Source organism: Alginatibacterium sediminis (genome assembly GCF_003610775.1).
Classification (GTDB): Bacteria; Pseudomonadota; Gammaproteobacteria; order Enterobacterales; family Celerinatantimonadaceae; genus Alginatibacterium; species Alginatibacterium sediminis.
The window spans coordinates 169315-188177 of sequence record NZ_RAQO01000009.1 but is presented as its reverse complement, the minus strand read 5'-3'; the positions used below and the strand labels follow the sequence as shown (position 1 = coordinate 188177).

Below are 18863 nucleotides of genomic sequence, written 5' to 3'. Positions count from 1 at the left end.
CACTAGCTTGTCGCCTCAGGGTTGGCTGGTTGACTAGACTGCCGTAATGACAGAAGCGAAGCCAAGCCAATTGCATTATCGTGCCAACTAAATTGCTCGGCATGCGCTCTAATGTGGTCTGAATCCCAATTGGTATCGAGCACTAGCCTTAGCCCTTCGGTAACCGCTGAAACACTTTGAGCTTCAATTAAAACACCACAACTGCTTGGCAATACTTCAGGGATCCCCCCAACGTTTGTTGCCAAACAAGGAAGGCCTGAAGCCATCGCTTCAAGAACAACGTTCGGCACTCCTTCATGATAACTGGGTAAGCATAAAGCAGTGGATTGGCTCAACAAATTGGGTAATTTCTCGTGTTCGACAACGCCCATCAATTCAACCTGTGACTCTAGGCCAAGGGTTTTTATTCTGGCAGCTAACGTGCTTTTCTCTGGCCCTCCGCCAACATAGCTTAGTTTCATATTAGGATGACTATCACTAAGTACCTTAAATCCTTCTAGCAACTCAAAAACTCCCTTATCTTTTTTTAAATTGCCTATAAACAAGAAACTGATGACATTTGTCGATTCACGTTTGGTAAAAAGGGACACATTAACACCGTTGTATATAACTTTAACATTTCGGTTTGATATGCCAGCATTTGACATGTGCTTTGCTAAGTCTTGACTCACACTTAACAGTCCCTTGGCTTGATTTGCGGCGTTAACAATCTGCGCTTTACGCGACCGATTCTTAAGATGCAAGTGTATGTCGCTACCGTGAACTTTCATGTAAAAGTCCATGTCCAATCGACTAGCCACCTTTTGAGCAGCGCAAGCGTCAGGATAAGCCCAACATCCTATAATTTTTTTTGCTTGGCTTTCACGAAGCCAAGACCAAGCCAGTAAGCGTACTGAAAAATACATTAACCAAGCCGAAAATCGCCGGCCAAATTTTGGCAGGTAGAAGTACGGCACGTAATTTAAAGTCGATGTATTTTTGATACTTTTACGATGTTTAAACCAATCCAACCACGGTACCGGAACCAAATAATACAACTTAGCGTAAGGTGACAAGTGGCTAAACTGCTGCCGATTGAAGGTTGCACGAGTTGGCTGCCAAGGCGTAGGATACAAGTTGGTAAACACTACAACTTTTTCGAGTTCTATTTGCTTATCACTCATCTTGGCTAGCTCAGGCGCTTAACGTACCAAGACATTGCTTTGGTAAGCCCTTCCTTCACCTTGTACTCGGGCGCATAGCCAATAATTTGTTGCGCTTTTCCAATGTCAGCTCGAGAATGCCGCACATCACCGGCTCGGAAATCTTGGTAAATAGCAGCTTTTTGATTTTCAATTCCGTGATTGCGTAGCTCAGCTTGCAACAGCAGATATAATTCTGACAGACTGGTTTGGTCATTCAAAGCCACATTAAAAACTTCGCTCTGATCGACACGACTGGTTGCAGCCAAAATATTCGCTTGTACAACGTTATCGATATAACAAAAATCCCGACTGGTCTCTCCATCGCCGTTTATATATACATCTTGCTGATTAATTAGGGCTTGGGTCCACTTCGGAATCACTGCAGCATATGCTCCATTTGGGTCTTGCCTAGGCCCAAATACATTAAAATAACGCAAACCGATTGAGCGAAAGCCATAGCTTCGGTCAAACACATCACTATAAAGTTCGTTCACATACTTAGTAACTGCGTAAGGTGATAAAGGTTTACCAATAACATCCTCTACTTTGGGTAATGAAGGATGATCACCGTAAGTAGAGCTAGAAGCTGCATAAACAAAATTTGTAACTTCAGCATCCCTTGCAGCGACTAGCACGTTTAAAAAGCCGGATATATTTACTGCATTCGTCGTTGCGGGATCGTTTATCGAACGAGGAACAGAACCTAAAGCCGCTTGGTGGAGTACATAATCAACCCCAGCAACAGCTTGGCTTAAAGCATCCACATCCATAATACTAGCTTCATAGAACTTGAAATTATTCCATAAGTCACTACCGACAATGCTTTCTACTTCATCAAGATTATGCTGATGACCTGTAGCAAAATTATCCAAGCCTACGACTGACTGGCCCAACTTTAGTAATTGCTCGAGTAGGTTTGAACCGATAAAGCCGGCGACACCGGTAATCAGCCATGTTTTAGGCGACTCTTGTAACTGCGCTATGGTTTTTTGATATTGATTCATAAAGGTTTCGCTTAAAGTCTTAGGTCGCTGTCTTGGGCATCAAGGATATATTTAAGGTCATAGATGATGCTGTTCGATTTACCAAGTGCACGGATCTGTTGAGCGCTCATCGCCTTAAATTGAGAATGAGAAACAGCCAGAATTATTGCGTCATAACTGCCATCTACGGGTGAACTAATCAACTCAACACCGTACTCCGCTTTTGTTTCTTCGAAATCAGCCCATGGGTCATAGACATCAACTTCCACACCAAAATCGTCGAACTCACTCACAATATCGATGACTTTAGTATTTCGAATGTCAGGACAATTCTCTTTAAAGGTCAACCCCATAACCAGAACCTTTGCGGTTTCAATTGGCATCTTTTTCTTTATCATCGTTTTAACACAACGACTGACCACATATCTGCCCATATTGTCATTAATACGTCGTCCAGCGAGAATCACCTCGGGTCGATAGCCGATAGCTTTCGCTTTATGCGTTAGGTAGTACGGATCAACACCAATACAATGACCTCCCACTAAGCCTGGTCGAAACGGAAGAAAATTCCACTTACTGCCAGCAGCTTCCAGCACCGCTTGTGTATCAATGTCTAAGCGATTAAAAATAAGCGCTAATTCATTAATTAGAGCTATATTTACATCTCGCTGCGTGTTCTCGATAACTTTTGCGGCCTCTGCTACTTTGATACTAGACGCCTTATGGGTACCCACGACAACAATGCTCGCGTATATGTCATCGACTAAATCAGCTATGGCCGGTGTAGAACCTGCAGTCACCTTTTTAATAGTTGATACTCGGTGTTCTTTATCACCAGGATTGATCCGTTCAGGGCTGTAGCCTGCGTAAAAATCTTGGTTAAAAACAAGGCCTGAATCCGCTTCTAAAACTGGGATACAAACTTCTTCAGTAGCGCCGGGATACACGGTAGATTCGTAAACAACAATATCACCAGGCTTCAGAACCTTTGCTAGTGTTTTACTAGCAGAGATTAATGGCCTTAAATCGGGTTGTTTAAACTCAGTGATGGGTGTAGGGACTGTTACAATGAAAAAATCACAGGAACTCAAGTCATCGACATCACAAGTGTAGCTAAGTGAGTTCTGGACATCCCCTAACTCCTTGCTATCGATCTCTTGGGTAAGATCAATACCAGACTGCAATTGTTGTACTCGAGATAAACTAATATCAAACCCAACTACAGGGCGTTGGAGTGCGAATTCGACGGCAAGAGGCAGCCCGACATATCCCAATCCAATAATAGCGATCTTACGATCGGAATGATTTGAGCTCACTGATATATTCCTTTATGTTCAATCAAACGCCCACGGGAGACTTTGTTGGTAAGTTTTCCAACGCGGGCGAAATACGCACAATCATGTGACATTGCTCACTATCATAATGGTATTAACCAATAGTTAAACAATTTATCGGAACAAAATTAGTTTTTTTGCAGTAATAAGCTCTAAGTAATCCAAAATGACCTTAATTAAGGACTTAGTGAGGCCAACAAGCACTAACTGGCCATATCATATTCATCCAACAACCTTGTCATAACCGATTCTAAAGGTAAGGGTTCTTTAAAAATTGTTTGCTGCCTGTTTTGATTGTAAATCCATAATACTCCCTTGGACGAATGAGCTCCGCTTTTCAAATTATCAGCTAAATAAAACACATCAAAAAAACTCAGCTCTCGATTAATCGCGTTAATTTTAGGTTGTCCTTTTAACACTCGTATTATTCTACAACCTAAAAACACTCGCTTTGCCTGATGTCGTACTGAAAACAATGCTTCTCCTTCAACGGTATACTCTTTTAGCTGTTGTGCAGCGAAGATAGCCTGTTGCTCACTTTCAAACACCACATAAAACTGATGGGACATGACCGGACATACATCTACAACATGTTCGAGTTCAAAAATACTAGGGATTTCTTTTAGCGAATAAGGTCTGTAAAACCTTTTTCCACCGACTTCATCTAGTTCGGAAAACGGCCGCTGACTTATCGCAGTAGATATGACAATGCTGGTTTGCGAGTCGGCTAAGTCTAGCGCTTTGCCAACTAAGGCATCATGGTTTTGATACGCAGAAAGTATGGCATTTTGATATTGTTTAATCTCATCATCACTTGGCTTTAAAGTGAAGGCTTCAGGTTCCATGTACCGCCAAAATTTATGTTGAAAATGCGCAGTACTGTTAGAAAAAAAAGTTGCAAAATCGGGTTTATTTTTGCGATAAACGTGACTAAATACATCAAACTGCAAGCAATCAAGAAGAAACGGTTTTTTCCATTGGTCAGGCGCATTCCTTATTTGCCTAAGCATTTGCTGGATAAGCATACTCACTGTTCGAACCGAAAGTCCGTGACCCAACATAAAAATCAGAAATTCTAGGTTCTTTTGAAGCGATTGCTTAAACCGAGCATTGGTGTGCTCTTGCACATTTGCTCGAACAAACTCATAAAATGTATCCAAGCTTTTCGGTGAGGATTCGGCATTTATACTCCAAGGATCTGGAATCGCCATTATGTGCTGATCGTTTTGATCCCACTTGGTATTCATCGATCCACATAACCAACTAGAAAATCCTCGTCTCGACAAAATATCCCATATCGAATCATATTCTAAGTTTTGGGCTTGTCCAAGGCGATGGATTTTATGCTTTTCAGATGAAACCCCTGTATGGACCGTTACCCATTGGGTCCAAGGCTCTAGCTGCCCAAGGTCACAGTCGACATGGGTTTCATAGCAGTCAGCATGGGAGTATATTTGCGAAAGATTTGGCAAGGCGCCTTGATTCATAAATTCTTGGAGCAAGTGTGGGCAAAGCTCATTTAGCTCCAGAACAATTTGACGTTTGGAATTCATATCAAGCTCCACAAAAATTTGTACTAGTCATAAGCTATAGACGTTTTATCTAGAAATGCAAAACTTGCCCAAACGCTGACAATACTCTCCCCTTAACTTTTATCGAGTATCTTATTGATTTCACAATGGCAGCACACAAAATAGGACTTTTAAGTTTAAAGCGATCTATACTTAAACCAATTGAAAATGGACTTCTGTACTAATGTGTACAATCAGGGAAAAGTGAATGCGACTTACAATTTCAAATATGCGAATAACCTTATTATCGATAGTTATTGCTTCCAGTGTCAGCGCTTGCTTTGGGCAAAACGCTACAGAATTTTATGACGCGGCTCAAAATCATTTTGCGCAAGGAGATTTAAACAACGCAAAGATCGAAGTTAAAAATGCGATCCAAAAAGACAATGAAGAACCTGAGTATAGGTTTTTGTTAGCCCAAATCCACTTTAAGGCTGGCGACTTTGCTAGTGCAGCTAAAGAAGCTGAGCGGACAATAAAGCTAGACCCAAGCCATACCCAAGCCGAATTGCTACTGGCGCGAAGCTACCTACAGTTGAATCAATACGACTCGATTATTGAGCTTGTAGACCAAAGCAAATCTGCTAATGAGTCGGTATTAACTGAATTGTATGCGATTAAGGCCCTGGTACTTTTTCGACAAAATGACCGAGAAAACGCAGAGTTAGCCCTACAAGAAGCTGAAGACATAAGCTCTGAAAGCCTTTATGGACGTCTATCTAGGGCTAGCATGCTTAGTGGTGACGAACAGATAGAGCAAGCTGAAGCTATCGCAGATGCATTAGTTAAACAGGCACCTGACAACGTTGATGTGTGGCTATTAAGCGGACATATAGCAGCAAAGTCTTCTAATCCGGAGAAAGAAGCAGAAAGCTATCTAAAGGCGACCGAGCTATCCCCGTATTCTTATGGTTATAAGCTTTTACTAGCCAATGCCTATATGCGCAATAGTAAAGTTGATCTAGCAGAAAAGGAGCTAACAAAAGTCCTAAAACAAAATCCTAATCATCAGTTAAGCAATCAAATTATGGCCAAAATCAATTTTGCGAAAAAAGATTTTGAAGCGGCCTACTCTTACGCCGATATCGCCGCAACAAATGGCTCACAAGATATAGCCAACGATTTCATTGCTGGCTATTCAGCCATACAAGTAAAAAAAGATGAACGTGCTTTTCGTTATCTAAGCCGGGTCATTACTAAACAACCAGAAAACATAGATGCTTATCGAGCTTTAATATTGGTGGCTCAACGCTTGGGTGATATGCCCAACATGCATAAACTAATTTCGAATTACCCTTTTGGTGACGAAAATGACTACTCTTTTTTACAATATGCAACTCAGAACCTTCGAAGCCTTGGATATATAGATGATTCCAACAAACTAGCGCTACTAACGGCAGAGCATTCTCCAGATCCAAGCACCAAAGACACCACCTTAGGCGTGCTTAAACTGGCTCAAAATGACGCCTCCGGATTCGCCGATTTAGAGAAAGCTTTTGAAGAGGGCAATGATTCTGAGCGCACCTTCCAAGCCTTGGCTTACTATCAGTTAAAAATTGGCCAACCTGAGCAAGCCCTCAATACGGTCGAGAATTGGAGCCAGAGCTACCCCGACAGCGAGCCAGCCCTATTATTTAAAGCAGCTCTACTAGAACAACAAGATAATACTGAAGCTGCATATGAAGCATTTACCAATGCACGCAACAAATTCCCCGAGAGTGTAAAAACGGGGATTGCTCTAGCAAGCTTCTATAGCCGCCAAGGTGAACAAGAAAAAGCATTTGAATTGAGTTATGCACTAAAAGAATCCTTTCCTAACGACATTGGAGCGGCGACAAGCCTTTATGGTTTAGCAAAAGATGAGGGTGAAAAGGAGTCAGTCACAGCTTTAACTCAAGCTCAAGAAAACAGCATGGAAGCGACTGATTATTTAACTCAGCTTGCGACCTATGCCCGCATTGATGGAGATCTAGATCGCGCGATATCGCATTTACTTTTAATACCAGCAGAGCAAAGAAATGCTCAACATTGGCAAACTACTATCGAGCTGTTGATTGCAAATCAACAGTGGCCACAGGCCCAAGAACAGTTTGAGCTTTGGCTTGCAAATAAACCTAATTTGATGCCTGCTCACTTAGCTTATATTCAGGGCTTAATGCGTTTTGAAACACCAGAAAGCGTTGATGAGCAACTTAAAAAATCTTTCGAAATTTTCCCAAAAAATCGCTGGTTGCGTTACATAGAAATCGACAACGCAATTAACGCCGAAAGAATAGTATTAGCACAGGATTTACTTAACAGTTTTCCTGCTAGTGATAGAGCATCCATTCCGCTATTGATCAAACAGGCCAGACTGTCATCTGTAAATAAAGACTTGCCAAAAGCCTTTGATGCACTCCAAGCCATAAATGAGAAGCAACCAAGTCAAGAGTCAGCCATCGCTTTGGCAAAAAACTTGATCCAACAAAAGCGTGTCGAAGATGCAATTGACCAAATTAATTCAGACATAGAAGTATTAGCGCCAAGAAACGAACAACTCAAGTTTATGTTGGCTGAAATATACCTACAAAACAACAGTGTTGACGCATCTCAACAAATTTACAAGGAGGCGATTCAAGCCAATCCAGAACACTACATTGCGCTGAATAACCTAGCATGGAGTTATCTTAACCAGCAAGAGTACCAACTTGCCCTTGAACATGCACAAGCTGCCCACAAGGTGAGACCTAACAACCCTGATATTGCCGATACCTTGGGAGTCGCCTTACTAAGAAATGGTAATCCAGAAGAAGCTATTTCGGTCCTTGAATCTGCATATGCACTAAGCAAACAAAATGACATAGCCTTGCATTTAGCCGAAGCCTTAGTCGTAGCAAAACAGACTCAAAAAGCCAAGACTCTGTTAGAGCAGTTAGTAAATCTAAGCCCTGAACAACAAGCTGAAAAAACCAAAATCACAACAGCTTTCTCAACTGAAATCGTACGTTAATAAGCCTAAGGGGTATTCTTGTAGCCTTGAATACCTCTTAGTTTTAACTCCAGCTTTCTTATCACACTGGTGATTTTCCAAGTCCATGTATTATAGGCTGTTTCAAACTCGACTCGATGCCTGACTTCCGATTTCTTCACTTCTAAGTAGTGCTCATTGAACCACGGTGGCACTGATTTTAAGTACGCTAAATACTCTTCTCGACACGCTTCAATCTGAGCAAGATCTTGCGTTTCTATCGCACGAAAGCAGTTCATCGCTAATGTTGCCATCGGGCAATCTAGTTCAGCTAAATGCGCATTATTTCGTCTAAGTTCGCTATCGATAAATGAGGTCTGATTTCCTTCGAGTTGAAGGTCAAAGGCTTCGGAAATTCTATTTCTTGTTGCTTGAGGGTCGCTGAGCAAGTGGTCAAAACTAATCGCTACATAACGTCCAGAGTGGCACGCTAAGAAACTAGTAAGATTATAGTTGAGCCACAGCATCGACGATTTTTGCTCACTAAAGCCGTCTCGTTTTGATAAAGACCCGATAACTTCCGTCGGATTGCGATACATGTGTAAAAAACAAACCTCTACACCTTCTAACTCGAAAACTTGCTTCCAAAAAGGAAGAAGCATCGTTAATCTCGGATCTTTAATGCCCCAAACGCTATGATCAGAATACTCAGACCGAAGTAGATTTCGACCGGCTTCAATGTAAGGCAAAAAATCGAAATCTTGACAGCGTAAATAACCCATGGGGTCATCCCAAGAACTAAGCATTTTGTCGAACAGAAAGTCATTAAAGTACACAATACGAGAGTTTTCGAAAAAGCCTTTGTCATTGACTCCTTTTTGAGCCGCAAACAGTGACTTTCCCATAAAGATACCAAATTGAGATATCTCTCCGGACAGTGCAGAAGTGCCGCTGCGATGCATGCCGACAACAATGACAGCCTTGCCTTTGGTTAATTCCATTTGTTTCCCTAAACTTGCATATTCCATTTATTAAACGCAAATACCAACAACCACAGAGCTTTAGGCAGGCCATTGCATTATTCTGCGCCTAATATAGACAATAGACGGTAGGGTGGGCAAGCATCATTGTTAAAGCAAAGCTTAAGTAAATTTTGCAGGGAATCTAATGAGCTCTTTATTGGGTACAATAATTCGCTTTTGGGAAACGTTTTCTTGCGTGTGATTCGGATATAAACGATTAAGATAATCGTCGCGAGGGTAGCTACAAGCTTCCAATAAGCCGTTCTCGATTTGACCATCGATAGATTTCATTAAGCTGGTAAAACTTTTCGGTAAGCTATTGAGTAACATCTCCGAACTCATATAGTAAGGTGCTCTTAAGCCATGATACTCGACAGCTGGGCCTAGCTGCTGAAACTTAATACCCAAAAAGCTCATACTTCTCGCTAAGCGAGGTTCCATCATAACAAAGGCATGATCGACATTGGTTCGAACAGCAAGCGAAGCAATACTTAAATATAAGCCAATTGTTAAAAATGGGAAACACCGCAATTCAGCTTCAGAATAGGTCTGCTCATTGATCACACCCGATGCCGCTCCCTCAAATTTATCTGCACGACGTCGACGAAATTGAGGCCGCACAGCAAGTCTAGATATTTCACAAATATTACTTCTGTCAAACTCTCGAGGGTGCACGGGTGATGACTGCAAAGATTGTGAGCAGTATTTTTCTATTGGTAGCAATTCTTGGTCTGAGCTCGGAGTTACAATACGCACGCAGCCAGCATAATTCTGGCTAGGTTTATGTTTGATTAAGCAAAACCGAGAGTAGGAATCAAACTCATCAGTTTCCATTTTGTCTTCACGCATTGGTTCAAAGTGAAGCTCTTCACAATAGACATCATGACGAATTTTAAACGCTTCTTCGATTGACTCAGTTTGGTTAGCAACAACCGGCTCAAGAAACTGTGCAAAATGCTTGGAAATAAGCCCGGCTTCTCGCATAGCTGAAAAAGCTTTTACCAGTTTAAACGCGTTACCTATGATCGGTTGCTTTGACAAACTACGCATTATTGGTCGCATGCTTGAGGCACTCCACTTGCTCTATAATTTACATTTTCTTAATATACCACTATGTACAAAAAAAGGTGCTAATTGAATCATTAGCACCCTTTTATTTTTTTGTTTAAATTTACACCGTCATTTAAGCGCGACGACGTGCAAATGATAAACCAAACAACGCTAGTCCCATTATTGCAACTGTGGTTGGCTCAGGCACTGTTATTTGTCTAGAAGTAACTCTAAAATCAGCAGAAAGAGTATTCAAACCGTTTTCTTCGGTAAGAAATCCAACACAATTCGACTGGCCGTCAATACCAAAGCAGTCGTCAATTTCTTGCAATGCAAGACCACCAAGACGTGTAGTCACTGTATATTTGTAGTCCTGGACTATAAAATCAGAGCTAAAAAATACTTGCTCGTCTTCAAATGTAAAGTCGATAGGTTGATCGTCGAGATCAACACCATTGAACAAGAAAATGTCTGCACAACCGCCAGCATTAATACCTTCTCCGTTTGCAAGCTGAGTATCTTCACAAATACCATCAAATATAGGGTTAGCTGAAGTTCCTGATACTTGATTATCAGTCTCTTTAAATAAGATATTAAAGCTCAACAACGGTCCATCTAAGAATGGGCCTGGAGTCGGTATTAGCGGATCATCCCAAGCCAATGGTTGCAAGGCCAAAGCATCTAGAATATTTGTGAAGGTTAAATAATCTCCGGTGATGTACTGATTGTCATGGGTCATGTTGGTACCCGTGTTCCAACCGCCATCGGTAAATGCGCTGCCATTCGTTGCACTTGTTTCTGGACTAATCAAGTTTAAAGAGCTTGGGCTTGAACTCTGTCCAGTACCGCCAGTAGCAGTTACACCAGTACCCCAAGTCAAGCTTGTAGGAAGCGGTGTGCCTCCAGGGAAAATGCTTCCATTACCTCCATCACTGCTACCACTAGCAGTAATTCCAGTACCACCAGTATCCTGAAATTGATAATTTGCAAACCCTGCTTCGTTTACGTATCCCCACTCGGTAATTTTAGCTGCCTGTGCCGAGACACTTAGCACGCCTGCTGCAGCGGCTGTAAGATAAAAACAATTGCGCGTTAATTTATTCATAGTTTCACATCCAAGTTTGTAGAATCCTATAATCAATCGCTTAAAGTACCGCGTCGCCAATTGATACATTACTAAGGTGAAGAGTTACTCTCCGTCCCTACCTACTAAGCATAATTGATGCCTACTATTTGAACAGTTTATAAATCAAGCAGTTAAAAATTCTCTGATTTTCAGTTTATACGCAATGTAAAAGATCCCGACACCAGAATAGTTAGCAGATAGATCGGGCAGTCGCGACTAGTTAGTCGATTAGTTTCTGCGAATAAATGTCTATACTTCAATACGATACCGTTTTTCATACAGCTGCTTTGAGTATTCTTTATTGCTGTAAAGCTTCAGCTAGATGCTGCAATCGGTGCTTAGGTCTTGGCGGGACTGTAAAATTCAATGAGATGACAATTCATAGACATAAAAAAGCCCAACTAAGTTGGGCTTTTAATCAATGAGTCTTATGACTACACCTACATATTACGCACGGCGACGGCGTGATGCCAAGCCAAGTAGAGTCAAACCAAAGATTGCAATCGTTGCCGGCTCAGATACGCGGCGAGCTGTGATTTGGAAGTCAGCAAATAAAGTACTGATACCATTTTCTGGTGTTAGGAAACCAACACAGTCAACGCCATCAGTTAGGCCAGCACAATCATCAAACAATGTTAGAGATAAACCAGATAAACGTGTAGTAGCAGTGTACTCATATTCATCAAAGCCCATATCGTTAAAATCAGGCAACATAAATGTTGTTGAGAACTCGATACCGTCATCAGTAACAATAAAATCTAATTCTTCGCCCGCTTGATCAGCGCCTGTAAATAAGAATATGTCTGCACAGCCATTTACGTTAACGCCTTCACCGTTCGTCAAACCTGTGTATTCACATGGGTTGCCATCAGGTGTTTTGCCACTACGAACGCCATTTACATAATTATTAACAAGGTTGTTGTTAGTTTCTTTGAAAAGAATGTTAAAGTTTAGCGTTGGTGCTGAACCAAAAGGAAGCACAGGCAATGCTACTGAAGTACCTTCAAAATCAAATGCTTGAGGCTGAAGCGACAAACCATCAATTAGCTGAGTAGTGCTTAAAGAATCACCGCTGATTGGAAAGTTTTCGTGCAACATTGCAGTACCAACCGTCCAGTCACCACTATCGGTTACAACATTCGAACCTGATGCAGCTGAACTTTGAGGACTATCAATTAGCAGCGCACTTTGCGGGCCAACAATTGGATTACCATTATTTGGATTTGTTGGGATACCCCAAGCTAATTCAGTGTCTAGTGAACCACCAGGTAAGATACTTGTATTACCGCCAGCAGAATCGCCGCTTGCTGTAATACCTGAAGTGTTACCAGCTGAATCAACGTAGTTATAAAAACCGGCTTCGTTGATGTAACCCCATTCAGTAATCTTAATCGCGCTTGCTGACGTACTAACTAAACCGATTGCAGCAACCAAACATGTTTTGGCAAAAACTTTCATATCTCACATCCGTTGTAATAAATTAGACCAATTAAACTCTGCCCAGATATAAGCATTTTTCAGGCCAAGTATTAAATCCACTTATAAAACAACACTTTAGTTATTCACCCTTGTTTTGACCTTTTATGATCTGTAAAAATAGTCGACATCTACTTCAGCACGATTTTCTTAGCTATATTGAAGGTCAAGCGTTGCATAAGACTGCGATTACCGTTGGGTCTCCAGGTGATTTTTAGACGATTCCGATAGGCATCAAAGTGCAAGACACGCGGAGCTAGAATAACTTTCCCTCTCCCAAGTAGAATTTTTAGAACGTTTGAACCTGCAACTCCAGCGCACATTTTAACCGCCATGGGGGTTGAGGGCCCTTTTTTAGCTTTGAAGTCTGCTCGACTTGGATCGACCAAGTAGGGCCTTTGGAGCATAGAAGGTGATAAACCGACTAAAAACTTAATGTATTTTTCGTCCTCGGTAGTTGCATCATCGAATCTAAAATACTGCTCAAATCCCATCGACTCCGGAGTAAAGCAAAGGACCGCAGCTCCCATCCCAAGCGGTGCAGCCGTTACCACGGGAATACCGAGTTGCTCGCACTTTTCAAAAACTAAAATTCGTGCATCTAATGCAAAAAAGTCTAAGCTATCGACATAAATATCCACATCGCGTAAAAACTCATCAATATTCTCGCTATGGATACCTTTTTCAAAAACCCGTACCTCAGCCTCTGGGTTAATATCTAAGGCAACTTGTTCCATAACTCGAACTTTTTCTTTTCCCACCGTGGACATAAACGCCCCAGCTTGACGGTTAAAGTTGTGTACTTCATATTCGTCAAAATCGGCAATATTGAATTTTCCAATTCCGAGGCGCGCTAACGTGACAATATGTTCGCTACCAACACCCCCTGCCCCAGCGATCGCTACTCTTTTATGCCGTAACAACTCTTGCTCGTTCTCGGTCAACCAACCTATGTTTCTCGAGAATGCGTCTTGGTAGTTAAACATGTGTCATCCTTTTCTTTGGGCCGATAAAATAGGTACAGATATCAGGGGTGTTTATTTAAGCTATGCTAATAGACGGTTTTGCGCAAGAATACTACTTTATTGCAGTGCTGGTTTTACTCGGAGTCTCCCGTGAAAGTTTTAAAATTTATCCTTATTTTTATATGCTGTGTTTCGCGACTTGCCTTTGCAGCAAACCTACCGGACACTATCGAAACCATCAAACCATCGATAGTCGGTATCGGAAAATACAATAAACTGTCGAGTCCACGGGCTACTTTGAGCGGTACAGGTTTTGTTGTTGGCAACGGCACATTTGTAGCTACGAATGCGCATGTTGTAGATGGACTAAAAAGTGATAACCCAAAGGATCAGTTAGTAGTTTTCATTGGGCAAGGGCGCAAGCCTATCATTCGAGACGCCAAGGTAGCCGCTATCGATCGCATTCACGACCTTGCTATACTAAAAATAAGTGGCAGCCCACAACCTGCAATGGTGGTAGATTCGACAAGTCGAGTTAGAGACGGAGAAGATATTGCCTTTACAGGATTCCCTATCGGCGCAGTGTTAGGCCTGTACCCCGTGACACATAAAGGCATAGTCTCAGCGATAACTCCAGTCGTTACTCCTGCTCGCCGATCTTCAGAATTAACCATTGCCCAAATCAAGCGCGCCAAAAACCCTTTTACCATTTATCAACTCGATGCTACCGCATATCCAGGGAACTCTGGCAGCCCTGTTTATTGGCCAAGCAATGGCAAAGTCATTGCTATCATTAACAAGGTTTTCGTTAAATCGAGCAAAGAGTCTGTGTTGAAAGACCCTAGCGCAATCACCTATGCCATTCCAAGTAAGCATTTATCCAAATTGTTACAAGGAATAAAATAGCACCTAGAATTACATCATTAGCGACTTAGTAGTCTTGTTAGTAATGGCACCAGGATTAAGCTTGAGAAACTTGAGCAGATCAATCCACAAATAATAACCAGTCCAAGTGGCATCCACAGCACTCCTCCATAGAGGGTTAGCGGGATCAAACCAGCAATTGTGGTTAAGCTGGTTAAGATTATAGGTGTGAAGCGGGTTGCACTTGCGATCAGTACCGCTTCAGTTTTATCAATTCCTTTTCGTCGAAAATAGTTGCTAGTATCGACTAGAATAATCGCGTTATTAACCACAATACCAAACAAACTGATGAGCCCAACAAACGCCATAATTGAGAACGGTAGTTTAGCAATGTACAAGCCTAGAACAGCCCCAGCAATCGCAAATGGAACGGACGTAAATATGACCAGAGGTTGAACCAGCGAACGAAACTGCAAGACCAAAACCGCAAAGATTCCAACTCCGGCAATTAGCATGACCTGTGCCAAACCAGAGAAATTTTCTTGACGACTTTCTTCTTCCCCACCAATTTCATATCGAATATCAATAGGTAATTGAAGCTCAATCAAGGCTGATTCAAGTTCTTGGGTGATTTCATTCACCGAGTAACCCGCTGCTACATCGGCACTAACCTTTGCAGTTCTAATTTTTTGATAGTGATAAAATTCGGGATGGGATTCTCGCATTGTGGGTTTTGCAAATTGCGTTAATGGAATAAATTGTCCTTGCTGATTTTGCAATTGCAACTGATTCAAGCTGGCAAGTTCGGTTCCACCTGAAATGGTCAATACCGGGTAGTTTAATCCATTTTTATCTTTCAATTGACCAACAAACTGCCCCCGCAACATACCTCTTACACTTTGATCTAAGCCATCAACAGTAATCTCAGCTTGTTCTAATGCTGCATAGTTAATCTCCAAACCTAATTCGATTTGCGGCTCATTAATGAGGTTTTTGATATTGATAGCCCCATCAATACTGCGAAGCTTAGACTCCAGCAATGCTGCATAAACACTTAACTGCTCTATGTCATCACTCATTAAGCGAAATGTAACCGGAGGATCGGTCACAGGACCTTGTTGAAATTCTTCAACATTAACTCGAGCACCAGCAAAGCGGCTATATTCGTCTCTAAGCTCTGAAATTAGTTTTTGTGTCTTCGTGTAATCGTACTCGTTTAAAATCACCAACATCTGTGCAAAGTTGGCCTCACCCCGACGAGGAACCTGATTGTAGTAAATCCGAGGGTTCGCGTTGCCAACATTGATAGCAACGCGACTGACTTGTTGGTTCGACATCAACCCTCGACTTATCTCCTGGGCAACACGATCGGTTTGGTAAATTGAAGTATTCGACGGGGTTTCAATGCTCACCAGTAGTATTGGTTTTTCCGCTTTTGGGAACAAGGCAACACCCACTTGAGGGAATAGACTTAGACCAAAACCAAGAGCCACCAATGCGACTACAATAACTAACAAAGAGAATCGACAACAAAAAGACAGAATCGGTCGATACACTACTACAGCAAATCGGTTCAATAGATACTGCAAGGCCCACCGGCTGCTTTTTCCCGGTTTAAGTAAGTAAGATGCAAGCAAAGGAGTGAGACTCAATGACAATAGCAGCGAAGCAATAAGTACTAAACTAACCGTCACAGGCATAGAGCGCATAAAGTCGCCACTAGCACTATTAAGCATAAGCATCGGTAGAAAAGCGAGTACAGTGGTTATGGTTCCACTTGCGCTGGCCCAAGCGATTCGTTCAGCCCCCTTAATAGCAGCATCTTTTAAGGACTTAGAATCAGGCTTTACACGATGAATGCTTTCAGTAACAACGATCGCGTCATCTACTAGCAATCCAAGAGCAATAATTAAGCCTACAATCGACATCTGCTCAAGACCAAAACCGCTGAAATCAAGCCAACCGATCGCAATAACAAAAGATATTGGCACCGTTATAGTAATGATTAGCGCTTCTCTGAAACCCAAAAAGATAAGTGAAATCAGCCCTACGAGAACCAAACCCTGTAACAAATTCTCAAAAAAACCATTGACTCGTTTTTCGACGCTTTCGCTTTGATCGAATACCATTTCAATAGAAACATCTTCAGGAAGACTTTTTGAGAATAGTTCTATCTCTTGATTTAGCTTTTTTGTCACTTCAAAGATATTTGTACCTGCGCGTTGTTCTACACTTAGAAAAACAACCGGTTTATCATCGAAATAAGCTAGGTAATCAGGTTGATAACTAGCAAATTGCACCTGTGCCACATCGGAAACTGTCACACTAGAAGCATTTCCCACCCGCACAACCGTATCTTTGACTTGTTGCACATCACTAAAGTTTCCGCTGGCCTGAACATTTAGCCGACGAGTACCAAGGTCAACAAATCCAGGAGTGATGTTATCGGCTCTCTGCGCTAGTTTTTGTGCAAGTTGTGCGTAGGAAATACCATTTTGCTGTAATCGTTGTGGATCGGCCTTAACTTCGACGACTTGTAGAGGAAGCCCCCAGATCTCTGCTTTACGTATTTCAGGGAAACGCTCTAAACGCTTTTGCAAACGATCGGCATGAATGCCGATTTTACGCATATCAACTGGGCTCGAAGATAGCGCCAATTGCATAATATTAACGCTAGTTGGCGATGCTTTGAAAAATAACAACTGAATTTCTTCAGGAAGTTCGCTGCGTATCGCCCCAACCACTCGAACAACATCGTTATAGCTAGCGTCAGGATCACTTCCGTAAATAAACGTTACTTCTAAACGAGTTCCACCATTTTTTATATCCGTCGCTATTTTCTCGATATTGTCGAGATCAGAGATTGCCGCTTCAATCGGATCAACAACTAAAGTTTCTACGTCTAGCGCGGATGCTCCAGGATAAATGACCTCAACCAAGGTAATCGGCATATTGAATTGAGGATCTTCGGAGCGAGGCATTGTGTTGTATGACAAAATGCCGATAGCAACCAGTAACATGACAATTAAGAATGTAAACTGCGTATTTTTAAGAGCTAAACGAGGTAATTGCATTGTTGATATCCCTAATGCTGAAGATCAAGCAAATGCCAACCATTGCTCACTAAGCTAATCGATTTAGATGCTGCAGTAACGTAGAAGAATTCTTGGTCGATATACAAAGGCCGTGTTTCAATAATTTGATAACTATTCTCTCGAAACTCAACCATGGTTACGTTTAAATCTTTCATTTTGGATATTGCAGCAAATGGAACTGCAAAAACTTCCTCCTCGCTACGTCCATTAATCGATACGTTGACCCATTGACCAGCAAAACCTACAGGAACGGCTTGCTCTATCGTCAATTCAATAAAGAACATCCCTGAAACCGGATCGGCTCTAGCTGTAATTTTAGTTATCTGAGCAGCCACCGATTGGCCATTGTTGGCTTTAGCTACATCAAAGAAAACCTGAGCCTTATCTCCGAGTGATACAAGTCGCCTTTCATCTTGAGTCAACTCCAGTTTCACAACATAATTATCGTCAAGCGCTGCCACTTGATAAGCCGGATTACCCGCGGGTAATAACTCACCAGGTTGAACTAATCGATCAACAACAGCCGCCGAGAAAGGTGCAACAATAACGGCACTCTCAATATCATACTTAGCTAGTTCCAAATTGGTCTTAGAGTTTCTTTCATCTCGAATCGCGAGCTCTAAAAAATCTTCCGAGACGGTTTTTTTCTTAAACAACTCTTTAGCTCTCTTTAAATCACCAGAGGCTTTTCGGTAGCTGGCTTGAGCTGAATACAAATTTGCTTGAAGGTCAGTATCATCTAGGCGAGCTATTTCCTGCCCTAATTCCAACATGTCGCCTTCTTCAACTTCTAAGCGTTGTAGGAAACCAGATGTACGAAAAGATAAGTTTGTTAGATGTTTAAAATCTAGAACGCCATTTCTTTGGATTTTATACTCGAGTTTATGAGATTGTAAATCTATGAGCTCAACATCTGCATGGGCATTCATTGGCAGAAAGATAACCCAAGTTATTTGCAATAAAAACGCTCGAAGCGACATCAGAATTCCTTTTAGTGAGCCGACACTACTACTGAGTATAATAAGCGTGGCAATAACTGTCGACTTAAGACAAATCCATCGCAAGCTGTTGCACATGTCAAAATTACATATAAACAGAAAAAACGACGTTTGTCGCTTAATTCCCAAGCTCAGGTCATATAAAATCAAAGACTTAATAGTTCCCACAAAAAAGTGAGCTATGCCTTAATACTTTAACAAAGCTCTATTTTTCCCTTAGCCCTACCCTTAAGATAGCAAGCTTACCT

13 protein-coding genes are annotated in these 18863 nt (G+C 41.7%); 2 read left to right on the top strand and 11 right to left on the bottom strand.

Annotation, left to right across the window (positions count from 1 at the left end):
- Positions 1-2: 2 nt before the first annotated feature.
- From DBZ36_RS17150 to DBZ36_RS17135, 4 genes are all read right to left on the bottom strand, one after another.
- Positions 3-1163: a glycosyltransferase gene (locus tag DBZ36_RS17150; protein WP_120356192.1), complete on the bottom strand. Its 1161-nt coding sequence runs from the start codon at positions 1161-1163 to the stop codon at positions 3-5.
- A gap of 5 nt (positions 1164-1168) precedes the next feature.
- The gene (locus DBZ36_RS17145) at positions 1169-2188 is read right to left on the bottom strand and encodes an SDR family oxidoreductase (RefSeq protein WP_120356191.1); all 1020 of its coding nucleotides are present in this window, start codon (positions 2186-2188) and stop codon (positions 1169-1171) included.
- A gap of 11 nt (positions 2189-2199) precedes the next feature.
- Complete coding sequence (tviB, locus tag DBZ36_RS17140) at positions 2200-3483, bottom strand: Vi polysaccharide biosynthesis UDP-N-acetylglucosamine C-6 dehydrogenase TviB (protein WP_120356190.1); 1284 nt, start codon at positions 3481-3483, stop codon at positions 2200-2202.
- Positions 3484-3704: 221 nt separating this feature from the next.
- A complete protein-coding gene (locus DBZ36_RS17135; protein ID WP_120356189.1) occupies positions 3705-5054 on the bottom strand; it encodes an alkaline phosphatase family protein in 1350 nt (449 codons plus the stop codon).
- A gap of 226 nt (positions 5055-5280) precedes the next feature.
- Between DBZ36_RS17135 and prsT the strand changes: the two genes are divergently transcribed.
- Positions 5281-8061, top strand: coding sequence for an XrtA/PEP-CTERM system TPR-repeat protein PrsT (prsT, locus tag DBZ36_RS17130; RefSeq protein ID WP_120356188.1), 2781 nt, complete (start codon positions 5281-5283; stop codon positions 8059-8061).
- A 5-nt stretch (positions 8062-8066) separates the two neighbouring features.
- Here prsT and DBZ36_RS17125 read toward each other — a convergent pair whose 3' ends face one another.
- The 5 genes from DBZ36_RS17125 to DBZ36_RS17105 all read right to left on the bottom strand — a co-directional run bounded on the left by DBZ36_RS17125 (position 8067) and on the right by DBZ36_RS17105 (position 13679).
- Entirely contained in the window at positions 8067-9020 is a 954-nt protein-coding gene (locus tag DBZ36_RS17125; RefSeq protein WP_158589136.1) for a sulfotransferase family protein, read from the bottom strand.
- Between the two features lie 141 nt (positions 9021-9161).
- Positions 9162-10103: a PEP-CTERM/exosortase system-associated acyltransferase gene (locus tag DBZ36_RS17120; RefSeq protein WP_233558176.1), complete on the bottom strand. Its 942-nt coding sequence runs from the start codon at positions 10101-10103 to the stop codon at positions 9162-9164.
- Positions 10104-10224: 121 nt separating this feature from the next.
- Positions 10225-11196, bottom strand: coding sequence for a THxN family PEP-CTERM protein (locus DBZ36_RS17115; RefSeq protein ID WP_158589135.1), 972 nt, complete (start codon positions 11194-11196; stop codon positions 10225-10227).
- 468 nt (positions 11197-11664) lie between these two features.
- A complete protein-coding gene (locus DBZ36_RS17110; RefSeq protein ID WP_120356185.1) occupies positions 11665-12675 on the bottom strand; it encodes a THxN family PEP-CTERM protein in 1011 nt (336 codons plus the stop codon).
- 149 nt (positions 12676-12824) lie between these two features.
- The gene (locus DBZ36_RS17105) at positions 12825-13679 is read right to left on the bottom strand and encodes a ThiF family adenylyltransferase (protein ID WP_120356184.1); all 855 of its coding nucleotides are present in this window, start codon (positions 13677-13679) and stop codon (positions 12825-12827) included.
- Positions 13680-13808: 129 nt separating this feature from the next.
- On the opposite strand from DBZ36_RS17105, the gene DBZ36_RS17100 reads away from it, so the two are divergent.
- Positions 13809-14564, top strand: coding sequence for a S1 family peptidase (locus tag DBZ36_RS17100; protein WP_120356183.1), 756 nt, complete (start codon positions 13809-13811; stop codon positions 14562-14564).
- Between the two features lie 17 nt (positions 14565-14581).
- Here DBZ36_RS17100 and DBZ36_RS17095 read toward each other — a convergent pair whose 3' ends face one another.
- Entirely contained in the window at positions 14582-17596 is a 3015-nt protein-coding gene (locus DBZ36_RS17095; RefSeq protein ID WP_120356182.1) for an efflux RND transporter permease subunit, read from the bottom strand.
- Between the two features lie 11 nt (positions 17597-17607).
- Positions 17608-18597 (bottom strand): efflux RND transporter periplasmic adaptor subunit, encoded by a 990-nt coding sequence (locus DBZ36_RS17090; RefSeq protein WP_158589134.1) that lies wholly within the window; start codon positions 18595-18597, stop codon positions 17608-17610.
- Positions 18598-18863 lie beyond the last annotated feature (266 nt).